The sequence below is a fragment of the Streptomyces prasinopilosus genome (assembly GCF_001419695.1).
GTDB classification, from domain to species: domain Bacteria; phylum Actinomycetota; class Actinomycetes; order Streptomycetales; family Streptomycetaceae; genus Streptomyces; species Streptomyces prasinopilosus.
On record NZ_LIRG01000422.1, the window covers coordinates 1 to 11,572 of the forward strand.

Genomic DNA, 11,572 nt, shown 5'->3' on the forward strand with positions numbered 1-11,572 from the left:
GCCATCCTCGGCCCCCTGCAGGACAAGCGCGTCGCCGCCATCAACCGCATCGCCACCGCCATCGGCCGCACCGCCGAACGCCCCGCCGGACTGGACTCCCTGGCCGCCTGCACGCTCACGAAGTGACGTGACAGGCGCCGTGGCCGCCCCGCGACACGCCGGCCGGGGCGGCCACGGACAGGTCCCCGGCTCCGCCGGAACCCGCACCGGCAGCGAATATCCTTAGACGGTCGAACGAACTGCCCCCATAATCGGTGGACATGGGAAAGACCTATGAACGCATAGACGGCCGCCTGCGCACGTTCATCGAGGCGCAGCCGGTCTTCTTCACCGCCACCGCACCCCTGTCCGCCGACGGCACGGTCAACCTCTCCCCCAAGGGCCTCACCGGGTCCTTCGCGGTCCTCGACGAACTCACCGTGGCCTACCTCGACTTCGCCGGTTCCACCGCCGAGACCATCGCCCACCTGCGGGAGAACGGCCGCATCACCCTGATGTGGTGCGCCTTCCAGGGACCGCCCACCGTCGTGCGCGTGCACGGCCGCGGTGAGCCCGTCTTCCGGGACGACCCGCGCTTCTCGGAGCTGCTCGCCCGTTTCCCCGGCATCGACCCGACGGCCCACGGCCTGCGCGCGATCGTCGTCGTGTCCGCAGACCTCATCCGCGACAGCTGCGGCTACGCCGTCCCCTTCATGGCGTACGAGGCGGACCGCGACCTGCACGGGAAGCGGTTCGCGCGCGAGGACGACGCCTCGCTGGACGCGTACTTCACCAAGAAGGACCACATCGCGGCGAGCCTCGACGGCCTCCCCGGGCTGCCCCTGCCGCTTCCCCCGTCACCGTCCCCGGCCCCGCGGCGTCCGGCGTCTTCGGAGGCCGCGGTCCCGGACGTGCCGTAGGCCGGCGGCGAAAGTCCGTCCCGCCTCCGGACACCGCTGAACGCTCCCGTGTCACGGCACGTATGTGTGGTCCAAGGGTCAAGTCCCCGGAGGAACCGTGACCACCACGCTCGCAGGCGGACGTGCCGCCCGCCGCCAGACGATGCGCCGCATCCGTCCGCGCCGCTCCCCCGCCGTGCCCCTGCTGCTCGCCGTGGGGGCGGGCGCGGTGGCCGTGCTGTGGCTGTGGTGGGACAACACACCGTCCATCTCGGACACCACCGGCCGGATCATCGCCGCGGGCCGCATCACCGGTCTCCTGGCCGGTTACCTGATGGCCCTCGTGGTGCTGCAGATGGCCCGGGTGCCCGCGCTGGAACGCCGGGTGGGCTCGGACCGGGTCGCCCGCTGGCACGCGATGAGCGGGCGGTACACCGTCAGCCTGGTCATCGCCCACGTCTTCCTCATCATGTGGGGCTACGCCCTCCAGGCGGGCAAGACCCTCGGCGACATCGTCCAGCAGACGATCACCTCGGTCGAGCAGCTGCCGGACATGGGCAAGGCCGCCGTCGGCACGGGCCTGCTGTTCGTGATCGCCTTCCTCTCGATCGGCCCGGTCCGCCGCCGGCTGCCGTACGACACCTGGTACCACGTGCACCTGCTGACGTACGCGGCGATGTACCTGACGTTCTGGCACCAGATCACCACCGGCAACGAGTTCGCCGTGGAGCCGTCCGCGAAGACCTTCTGGTACGGGCTCTACGGCGTCGTCACCGCACTGGTCCTCTGGTACCGGGTGATCACCCCGATCCGCCTGAACCTGCGACACCGGATGCGGGTCGAGGCGGTCATCGAGGAGACGCCGGGCATCGTGTCGGTGCTGATCGGCGGGCGCAGGCTGCACCGGATCGGCGCCGAGGCGGGCCAGTTCTTCCGCTGGCGGTTCCTGGCCCCGGGGATGCGGTTCAGCTCCCACCCGTACTCGCTGTCGGCGGCTCCCCGCCCCGGCCTGCTGCGGATCACGGTGAAGGCGATCGGCGACCACACCTCCCGGCTGCGCGAGCTGGAGCCCGGCACCCGGGTGTGGGCGGAGGGCCCCTACGGGGCGCTGACCGCCCAGCGCCGCAGCCGCGGCAAGGTGCTGCTGGTCGCCGGCGGCGTGGGCATCACGCCGATGCGGGCCCTGTTCGAGACGCTGCCCGGCGCCTCCGGCGACATCACCCTGCTCTACCGGGCGAACACCACCCAGGACCTGGCCCTGTGGGGCGAGCTGGCCAAGATCGCCGACGAGCGCGGCGCCCGCCTGATGTACGCGGTGAACAGCCCCGGCGGGGAGCGTCCCGACATCTCCGCGGACAGCCTGCGCCGCAAGATCCCCGACATCGGCGACCACGACGTCTTCATGTGCGGTCCGCCCGGGTTCGCCCAGTCGGTCTACGACGCACTGCGCGGCGCCGGGGTCCCCGCCCGCCGTATCCACCACGAGTCGTTCGAGATGTGAGCGACGGGTCATCCACACCCATCAGGAGCCTGAGGAACGATGAGGAAGAGTCATCCCGTCCGGCGTGCCGTGCTGGCCACCGCCGCCACCGTCTCCGGGATCGTGCTGCTGCTGACGCTGAAGCCCGGTTCCGACCAGGGCCCCGCGGACGCGGCCGGCGTGGTCCCGCCCGCGGCCGCGCAGTCCCCGCAGGGCGGCGCCCAGGTCATCGCGAACGGCACCGTCACCGGTGACGCGGCCGACACCCAGTACGGCGCGGTGCAGGTGCGCCTGACGGTGAGCGGCGGGAAGATCACCAAGGCCGAGGCCGTCCAGTCCCCCAAGGGCGGCCAGAGCGACCAGATCAACGCGGCCGCCGTGCCCAGGCTCAACCAGGCCGCCGTCGCCGCGCAGAGCAGCGAGATCGACGCGGTGTCGGGGGCCACGTACACCAGTGCCGGGTACAAGAAGTCGCTGCAGTCCGCCCTGGACAAGGCGAAGGCCGCCCAAGCCGCCGAGAGCGGCGGCGGCTCCACCGGGGACGGTTCCGCCGGGAGCGGGCCGGGCGGAGGCGGGGGGAGCGCCCCGGCCTCCCTCGAGGACGGCACGGTCACCGGGGACGCGGTGCGGACGGACTACGGGGCGGTGCAGGTCCGGATCACCGTCGAGGGCGGGAAGATCACCAGGGCGGAGGCCGTGCAGGCGCCCAAGGGCGGCCAGAGCGACCGGGTCACCAACCAGTCCGTCCCGAGGCTCAACCAGGCCGTCGTGAAGACCGGCGGCGCGGACGTCGACGCCGTGTCGGGGGCCACGTACACCAGTGCCGGGTACAAGAAGTCGCTGCAGTCCGCTCTGGACAAGGCCGGTGGCTGAGACGGTGGCGGAGTCCGCACAGGCTCCCGCCGCGGTGCGCCGTACGGAGGAGACGATGGGGACCGTCTTCTCCTTCGACGTCCGCGGCGGGCGACCGGCCGCCGTGCAGGCGGCGCTGGAGGACGCGATCGCCGGGCTGCGCCGCGTCGACGAGGTGTTCAGCACCTACCGGGACGACTCGCAGATCTCGCGGCTGGCGCGCGGCGAGCTGACGGTCGGGGAGTGCGACCCCGAGGTCGCCGAGGTGCTGGAGCTGGCCGCGGAGGCGGAACGGGTGAGCGGGGGCTGGTTCAGCACCCGCTACCGGGGCCGGCTCGACCCGACCGGCATCGTCAAGGGCTGGGCCGTCGAGCGGGCCGCGCGACGGCTCGCGGAGGCCGGAGCGGTCGGCGTGAGTCTCAACGGCGGCGGTGACGTGCAGCTGCTGGGGACGCCGGGCGCCGGGCGGCCGTGGCGGGTGGGGGTGTCGGACCCGCTCCGTCCGGGCGGTCTGGCGGCCGTCGTCTCCGCCGCCGGCGCCGACGAGCTGGCCGTCGCCACCTCGGGCACCGCCGAGCGCGGCGATCACATCGTCGACCCGCGCACCGGCCGCCCCGCCGTGACCGACCTGGTCGCGGTGACGGTGGTGGCGCCCCGGCTGACCTGGGCCGACTGCTGGGCCACGGCCGCCTTCGCGATGGGGTCCCGGGAGGGGCTCGCGTGGCTGGAGACGCTGCCCGGCGTGGAGGCGCTGCTGATCACCGCGGGCGACGAGGTGCGCTGCACGGGGGGCCTGGCGTCCCGGCTGGGGTGATCACCGGCCGGTGCCGGGGACGCCGAGGCCGTCCGTGCGGGGGCCGCGGGCAGGCGCGGCCCCCTCCGGTTCCCGGTGCGCTCAGTTCCCGTTCTGCGCCAGCCTCAGCATGTGCTCGGCCAGCGCCTGCCCGCCCGCCGGATCGCGGCTGATCAGCATGAGGGTGTCGTCGCCGGCGATGGTCCCCAGGATGTCGTGCAGTTCGGCCTGGTCGATCGCCGAGGCCAGGAACTGGGCGGCGCCGGGCGGGGTGCGCAGGACGACGAGGTTGGCGGACGCCTCGGCGGAGATCAGCAGCTCCTGGGAGAGCCGCCGCATCCGCTCCTCCTTGGCGGACTCCCCCAGCGGTGCGCGCGGGGTGCGGAAGCCGCCCTCGCTCGGCACCGCGTAGATGAGGTCGCCGTCGGTGTCGCGGATCTTCACCGCGTTCAGCTCGTCCAGGTCCCGGGAGAGCGTCGCCTGGGTGACGGTCAGCCCGTGGTCGGCGAGCAGCTTCGCCAGCTGGCTCTGCGAACGCACCGGCTGCCGGTTGAGGATGTCCACGATCCGGCGGTGGCGTGCGGTGCGGGTCTGCGGTACGGCAGGCCCGGCAGGCTGTCCGTGGTCCTGATCGTGGCTCGTCGTCATCGTCGTCTCATTCTCCGGTCGTCCTCTGGGGCGTTCCCCGGCTCGTGGTGCGCTTCCCGCCCCGGTGCGTGGTCCGGCTCACCGTCCGGCTCCCTCTTCCCCGTCCGCGGCCCGGCCGGCGGCGTCCAGGATGCCGGGCAGCGCCCCGAGGAAGGCGTCCACCGCGTCGTCCCCGAGGATCAGCGGCGGCATGAGCCGTACGACATCGGGGGCGGGCGCGTTCACCAGGAAACCGGCGTCCTGAGCCGCCTGTTGCACCCGGGGCGCGAGCGGTTCGGTGAGCACGATACCCAGGAGGAGGCCGGCGCCCCGGACATGGCTGATCAGCGGACTGCCGAGGTTCTCGATCCCGTCGCGGAGCCGTTCGCCCTGCCGCTTGACGTTCTCGAGCAGTCCTTCGTTCTCGATGGTGTCGAGGACGGCGAGTCCGGCGGCGCAGGCGACCGGGTTGCCCCCGAAGGTCGTGCCGTGCTGGCCGGGGCGCAGCAGTTCGGCGGCTCGGCCGAAGGCGACGGTCGCGCCGATCGGCAGCCCGCCGCCGAGCCCCTTGGCGAGGGTGACGACGTCGGGCAGGACGCCTTCGTGGGCCTGGTACTCGAACCAGTTGCCGGTGCGGCCGACGCCGGTCTGCACCTCGTCCAGGACGAGCAGCGCGCCGGTGGCGGCCGTGATGGCGCGGGCGGCCTTCAGGTAGCCGGGCGGGGGCACCACGACCCCGTTCTCGCCCTGGATCGGCTCGATGACGACCAGCGCCGTGTCCGCGGTGACCGCGGCGGCCAGGGCCTGCGCGTCGCCGTAGGGGACGTGGGTGACGTCCCCGGGCAGCGGTGCGAACGGCTCCCGCTTGCCCGGCTGGCCGGTCAGTGCGAGGGCGCCCATGGTGCGGCCGTGGAAGCCGCCGTCGGTGGCGACCATGTGGGTCCGGCCGGTCAGCCGTCCGATCTTGAACGCGGCCTCGTTGGCCTCGGCGCCCGAGTTGCAGAAGTACACCCGGCCGTCCCGGCCGAAGAGCCGCAGGAGCCGTTCGGCGAGCGCGACGGGCGGTTCGGCGACGTACAGGTTGGAGACGTGGCCCAGGGAGGCGATCTGCCGGCTGACGGCCTCGACGACGGCCGGGTGGGCGTGGCCGAGCGCGTTGACGGCGATCCCGCCGACGAGGTCGGTGTACTCCTTGCCGTCGGCGTCGCGGACGGTGGTGCCCGCGCCGCCGGCCAGGGACAGCTTCGGCGTGCCGTAGTTGTCCATGAGCGCGCCCCGCCACCGCGTGCTCAGTTCCTCGTTGCTCACGACTCCCCCTGTGCGTGCGGTGTCCGGTCCTGTGCGGCCACGGCTGCGGCCACGGTGTCGGTCTCGGCCTCGGAGGGGTCGTGGCCGCCGTCGGTCCCGTCGGGTTCATCGGGCACGACCATGGTGCCGATGCCCTCGTCGGTGAAGATCTCCAGCAGGATCGAGTGCTGGACCCGGCCGTCGATGACGCGGGCGGTGGTCACGCCGTTGCGCACGGCGTGCAGGCAGCCCTCCATCTTCGGCACCATGCCCGAGGACAGCTCCGGCAGGAGCTTCTCGAGCTGGGAGGCGGTGAGGCGGCTGATCACCTCGTCGGAGTTCGGCCAGTCCTCGTAGAGGCCTTCGACGTCGGTGAGGACCATGAGGGTCTCGGCGTCCAGAGCAGCAGCGAGTGCCGCAGCCGCCGTATCAGCATTGACGTTGTAGACATGATGGTCGTCCTGGCTCCGGGCGATGGACGAGACGACCGGTATGCGGCCGTCGGCGAGCAGGGCCTCGATGGCCCCGGTGTCGATCTCGGTGATCTCCCCGACCCGTCCGATGTCGACGGGCTCGCCGTCGATCTCGGGCCGGTGGCGGGTCGCGGTGAGGGTGTGCGCGTCCTCGCCGGTGAGGCCGACGGCGAAGGGCCCGTGCCGGTTGAGCAGCCCGACCAGTTCGCGCTGCACCTGTCCGGCCAGCACCATCCGTACGACGTCCATGGCGTCCTCGGTGGTCACCCTGAGGCCGGCCTTGAACTCGCTGACGATGCCGTGCCGGTCGAGCGCGGCGCTGATCTGCGGGCCGCCGCCGTGCACGACGACCGGCTTGAGGCCGGCGTGCCGCAGGAAGACCACGTCCTGGGCGAAGGCGTTCTTCAGTTCCTCGTTCACCATGGCGTTGCCGCCGAACTTGATGACGACGGTCTTCCCGTGGTGCCGGGTCAGCCAGGGCAGTGCCTCGATGAGGATCTGCGCCTTGGGCAGGGCGGTGTGCTTGCGGGTGGCGGTCATGAGGAGTACGCGCTGTTCTCGTGGACGTAGTCGGCGGTGAGGTCGTTGGTCCAGATGGTGGCGGTCGCGTCCCCGGCGCCCAGGTCGGCGACGATGTGGACCTCGCGGTAGCGCATGTCGACCTTGTCGCGGTCCTCGCCGACGCCGCCGTTCTTGCACACCCAGACGCCGTTGATGGCGACGTCGAGTTCGTCGGGTTCGAAGGCGGCCTTCGTGGTGCCGATCGCGGACAGCACCCGGCCCCAGTTGGGGTCCTCGCCGTGGATGGCGCACTTGAGGAGGTTGTTGCGGGCGATGGAGCGGCCCACCTCGACGGCGTCGTCCTCGGTCGCGGCGCCCACCACCTCGACCCTGATGTCCTTGCTGGCGCCCTCGGCGTCCCGGATGAGCTGCTGGCCGAGGTCGTCGCAGACGGCGCGCACGGCGTCGGCGAACTCCTCGGGGGCGGGGGTGACGCCGGCGGCTCCGGAGGCGAGCAGGAGCACGGTGTCGTTGGTGGACATGCAGCCGTCGGAGTCGACGCGGTCGAAGGTGACGCGGGTCGCGGCGCGCAGGGCCCGGTCCAGCTCCCCGGCCTCGACGTCGGCGTCGGTGGTGAGGACGACCAGCATGGTGGCGAGGCCGGGGGCGAGCATGCCGGCGCCCTTGGCCATGCCGCCGACGGTCCAGCCGTCCTTGGTCACCACAGCGGTCTTGTGCACGCTGTCCGTGGTCTTGATGGCGATGGCGGCCTTCTCGCCGCCGTGCTCGGACAGCCGGTCCGCGGCCGTCTCGATTCCCGGGAGCAGCTTGTCCATGGGCAGGGTGACCCCGATGAGCCCGGTGGAGCAGACGGCGATCTCGCCCGCCCCGGTCCCGAGCACCTCGGCGGCCTTCTCGGCGGTGGTGTGGGTGTCCTGGAAGCCCTTCGGTCCCGTGCAGGCGTTGGCGCCGCCGGAGTTGAGGACGACGGCGGCGACCTGTCCGCTCTTCAGCACCTGCTCGGACCAGAGCACGGGCGCGGCCTTGACGCGGTTGGAGGTGAAGACGCCCGCGGCGGCGCGGCGCGGTCCGTTGTTGACCACGAGGGCCAGGTCGGGGTTGCCGTTCTCCTTGATCCCGGCGGCGATGCCCGCCGCCGTGAATCCCTTTGCTGCCGTCACACTCACGGCGCGACTCCGATCGTCGTCAGTCCGGTGGACTCGTCGAGCCCGAGGGCGATGTTCATGCTCTGCAGAGCGCCGCCCGCGGTGCCCTTGGTGAGGTTGTCGATGGCGCTGATCGCGATGATCCGCCCCGCGGCCCCGTCGTACGCGACCTGGATCTGAACGGCGTTGGAACCGTGGACGGACGCCGTCGCGGGCCACTGGCCCTCGGGGAGGAGGCGGACGAAGGGTTCGTCGGCGAACGCCTTCTCGTAGGCGGCCCGGACGGCCTCGGCGGTGACGCCGGGCCGGGCCTTCGCGGTACAGGTGGCGAGGATGCCGCGGGGCATCGGTGCGAGCGTCGGCGTGAAGGAGACGCAGACCCGCTCCCCCGCCGCCGCGCTGAGGTTCTGGATCATCTCGGGGGTGTGCCGGTGGGTGCCGCCGACGCCGTACGGCGACATCGACCCCATGACCTCGCTGCCCAGCAGGTGCGGCTTGGCCGCCTTGCCCGCGCCGGAGGTGCCGGAGGCGGCGACGATCACCGCCTCCGGTGCGGCGAGGCCCGCCGTGTACGCCGGGAACAGGGCGAGCGAGACGGCGGTCGGGTAGCAACCGGGCACCGCGATGCGCTTGGACCCCTCCAGCGCGGCGCGGCCGCCCGGCAGTTCGGGCAGGCCGTAGGGCCAGGTGCCGGCGTGCGGGGAACCGTAGAACGTCTCCCAGTCGGTGGCGTCGGCGAGCCGGTGGTCGGCGCCCATGTCGACGACGAGCACCTCCGGCCCGAGCCGCTCGGCGACGGCGGCGGACTGTCCGTGCGGCAGCGCGAGGAAGACGACGTCGTGCCCGGCGAGCACCTCGGCGGTGGTCGGCTCGAGCACCCGCTCGGCGAGCGGCGCCAGGTGCGGCTGCAGGCTCCCGAGCCGCTGCCCGGCGTTGGAGTTCCCGGTCAGCGCGCCGATCTCCACTCCTGGGTGCGCGAGCAGCAGCCTCAGGAGCTCCCCGCCCGCATATCCACTGGCCCCGGCCACAGCTACTCGTACGCTCACGGAAACCTCCTCCTTGACGGCATGACTATACGTACAGCCGCAGTTTTATGCAATGCGGACCGGGCAGCCGGCTCGTGCCGGGCGCGACCGGGCGCGACAGTCGCCCCTCGAGCACGCCGGGTGGCCTCCGGGAGCGCCTCGTCGTCTCGGGCTCGCTGCGCCCAGAGCAGGGCGGCCAGGACACCCGGGAGTGACCCGGAGCGGTATCGCAACAGGGCGTGGCCGGTCTCGGTCCGGGCGGCGATCTCGCGGAGCGACGTCTCCGGCGGGGGAAGGCCTCGCCGAAGGCGTCGAGAAGCCGTGCCAGGAGTCGCGCGCGCTGCCCTTGCGTTCCGAGGTCGACAGGATCACTCCCGCACTTCATCCACGGGAAGAGAAGGATGCCGTCCACCGGGCAGCATGTCGATCACTCGGCCGACGATGCGAACCGGGCCACTAGAAGGTGTAGCGGGTGTGGCTGAACACCCCGCCGTCGTGCCCGAAGCCGTACGCCGTGCCGGGGGCCACCGCGAACAGCAGGTCGTCGCCCCTGCGGATGTGGTCGCCGAAGCCGTGGAAGGTCCCCTCCGGCGAGGTGATGTGGTCCCCGTACTGCGCCTCGAACGCGGCGATGACCTCGTCCTGCCGCGCCGGATCCGTCACCCGCTCCGCCGTTCCCTCGATCACGATGTCGAGGCCTTCGGAGAGCGAGCCGTGCCCCGTGGTGAGTGCGCAGTGGGCGTTTCCGGCCAGGTTCTTCGCCTTCTGCTCGCCCGGCCCGGTGCTGAAGTGCAGCGCCCCGTCGTGCCAGGCGGCGATCAGCGGCGTGACGTGCAGCCGTCCGTCCGGCCGGACCGTGGTGATCCAGAAGACCTCGGCGGCCCGCAGCCGGCGCTGGACCTCGGCCCAGTCGGTGGCGGTGACGTCCTCCGCACCCGGACGGGGGTTGAGCGCGGAGCTGTAGCGGGCGTCGAGCTCGGTCACGGGCTGCCTCGGCGTCATGCGGAACTCCTTCCTCCTCTTGTGACGAAGGCTACGCAGCCCGGCCCGGCGGGGCATCACGGCCGCCGCCCCGCCCGAAACGGCTCGCGCGCCCGTCGCGTCCGCGGGGGCGATGCACGCCCCCCCCGCACCCTGTCCGCTCCGCCCGGTGCGGCGGGCAGCACCCGCTTGCGTTAGCCCGCGTCTGCAATTATTGTCTTAACAGGTAGAGCGCTTCTGCATTTAAATGTGGCCGCCCCTACCGCTCCGGCGGGTGTCCTCCCACCCCGGTGCCGGCCCCCTTCGGGCGAGCCGCCGCACCGGGAGGCACCCGCCCCCTCAAGCCTCACCCCCACCGAGACATCGATCGAAAAGGCGTCATCCATGTCCCTGAAGGAAATCCTCCCCGGCCGTCTCGGCTTCGGCACCGCCCCGCTGGGCAACATGTTCCGCGCGATCCCCGACGAGGACGCCCGCGCCACCGTCGAGGCCGCCTGGGACCAGGGCATCCGCTACTACGACACCGCCCCCTTCTACGGCGCCGGCCTCGCCGAGGAGCGCCTGGGCCGGGTGCTCTCGGCCAAGCCCCGCGATTCCTACGTGCTGTCCACCAAGGTCGGCCGGGTCATCCTCGACGAGCCGGAGACCGACGTCCCCGACTTCGGCGAGAAGGGCGGCCTCTTCGAGCACGGCAACCCCCACAAGGTCCTCCACGAGTGGACCGCCGACGCCACCGAGCGCTCCATCGAGGGCAGTCTCCGCCGGATGGGCGTCGACCGCTTCGACATCGTCTGGGTCCACGACATCGCCCAGGACTTCCACGGCGACGCGTGGCTCCAGAAGTTCGAGGAGGCCCGCACCGGCGCCTTCCGCGTCCTGTCCCGCCTGCGGGACGAGGGCGTCATCAGGGCCTGGGGCCTGGGCGTCAACCGCACCGAGCCGATCGAGACGACCCTGGCGCTGGACGAGCCCAAGCCCGACGGCTTCCTGCTCGCCGGGCGCTACACCCTCCTCGACCACGAGCACGCCCTGCAGCGGCTGCTGCCCCTGGCCCGGGAACAGGACGTCGACATGGTCGTCGGCGGTCCCTACAGCTCCGGCGTCCTCGCCGGCGGCACCCACTTCGAGTACCGGCAGGCCCCGCCGGAGATCACCGAGCGTGTCGGCAGGCTCAAGGCCTTCGCCGACCAGCACGGCGTCAGCATCAAGGCGGCCGCGCTGCAGTTCTCCCTCGCCCACCCGGCGACCGCCGCCGTCATCCCCGGTGCCACCCGTCCCAGCCGCATCGCCGAGGACGTCGCCGCCCTGAACGAGACCGTCCCGGCCGCGTTCTGGACGGACCTGCGCGCCGCCGGCCTGGTCAGCCCGGCCGCCCCGCTGCCCGACGGCGCCTGATCCCCGGCACCCCCCCCCGCACCAGCAACGGAATCCAGGAGAAAGAACCATGGCCTCGACTTCCGTCAGCCGTGTCGTCCCCGCCTCGCCCGACGAGGTCTGGAGCCTCATCGG

General features: G+C 72.5%; 10 protein-coding genes and 1 pseudogene. 5 read left to right on the forward strand and 6 right to left on the reverse strand.

The features are described 5' to 3' along the window. The first annotated feature begins 260 nt into the window (after positions 1-260). The 4 genes from AOK18_RS18190 (at position 261) to AOK18_RS18205 (ending at position 4,024) form a co-directional block, all read left to right on the forward strand. Positions 261-899: a pyridoxamine 5'-phosphate oxidase family protein gene (locus AOK18_RS18190; protein WP_055573667.1), complete on the forward strand. Its 639-nt coding sequence runs from the start codon at positions 261-263 to the stop codon at positions 897-899. Positions 900-996: 97 nt separating this feature from the next. Then, complete coding sequence (locus AOK18_RS18195) at positions 997-2,379, forward strand: ferredoxin reductase family protein (RefSeq protein WP_055695068.1); 1,383 nt, start codon at positions 997-999, stop codon at positions 2,377-2,379. Between the two features lie 39 nt (positions 2,380-2,418). After that, positions 2,419-3,231, forward strand: a complete 813-nt coding sequence (locus tag AOK18_RS18200) for an FMN-binding protein (RefSeq protein ID WP_055695069.1) — start codon at positions 2,419-2,421, stop codon at positions 3,229-3,231. A gap of 55 nt (positions 3,232-3,286) precedes the next feature. Continuing rightward, positions 3,287-4,024 carry an FAD:protein FMN transferase gene (locus tag AOK18_RS18205; protein WP_055572378.1) on the forward strand — a complete coding sequence of 246 codons (738 nt, stop codon included), beginning with the start codon at positions 3,287-3,289 and terminating at the stop codon, positions 4,022-4,024. An 81-nt stretch (positions 4,025-4,105) separates the two neighbouring features. Here the strand turns inward: AOK18_RS18205 and AOK18_RS18210 are convergent, their stop codons facing one another. The 6 genes and pseudogenes from AOK18_RS18210 to AOK18_RS18235 all read right to left on the reverse strand — a co-directional run bounded on the left by AOK18_RS18210 (position 4,106) and on the right by AOK18_RS18235 (position 10,084). Next, on the reverse strand, positions 4,106-4,651 hold the full coding sequence (locus AOK18_RS18210; protein WP_055572377.1) for an arginine repressor: 546 nt from the start codon (positions 4,649-4,651) through the stop codon (positions 4,106-4,108). A 78-nt stretch (positions 4,652-4,729) separates the two neighbouring features. After that, positions 4,730-5,938: an acetylornithine transaminase gene (locus AOK18_RS18215; RefSeq protein ID WP_055695070.1), complete on the reverse strand. Its 1,209-nt coding sequence runs from the start codon at positions 5,936-5,938 to the stop codon at positions 4,730-4,732. A gap of 104 nt (positions 5,939-6,042) precedes the next feature. Beyond that, positions 6,043-6,930 (reverse strand): annotated as a pseudogene (gene argB / locus AOK18_RS18220) (acetylglutamate kinase); the annotation flags it as partial. Then, complete coding sequence (argJ, locus tag AOK18_RS18225) at positions 6,927-8,078, reverse strand: bifunctional glutamate N-acetyltransferase/amino-acid acetyltransferase ArgJ (RefSeq protein ID WP_055572375.1); 1,152 nt, start codon at positions 8,076-8,078, stop codon at positions 6,927-6,929. The pseudogene argB and the gene argJ, both read right to left, overlap by 4 nt. Further along, positions 8,075-9,103 (reverse strand): N-acetyl-gamma-glutamyl-phosphate reductase, encoded by a 1,029-nt coding sequence (gene argC / locus AOK18_RS18230; protein WP_055695071.1) that lies wholly within the window; start codon positions 9,101-9,103, stop codon positions 8,075-8,077. Before argC ends, argJ begins: the two co-directional genes overlap by 4 nt. Before the next feature lie 435 nt (positions 9,104-9,538). Beyond that, positions 9,539-10,084, reverse strand: a complete 546-nt coding sequence (locus tag AOK18_RS18235) for a pyridoxamine 5'-phosphate oxidase family protein (protein WP_055695072.1) — start codon at positions 10,082-10,084, stop codon at positions 9,539-9,541. A gap of 363 nt (positions 10,085-10,447) precedes the next feature. Here AOK18_RS18235 and AOK18_RS18240 point away from each other — a divergent pair, with 363 nt between their 5' ends. Continuing rightward, positions 10,448-11,458, forward strand: a complete 1,011-nt coding sequence (locus tag AOK18_RS18240; RefSeq protein WP_055695073.1) for an aldo/keto reductase — start codon at positions 10,448-10,450, stop codon at positions 11,456-11,458. Positions 11,459-11,572: the final 114 nt, after the last annotated feature.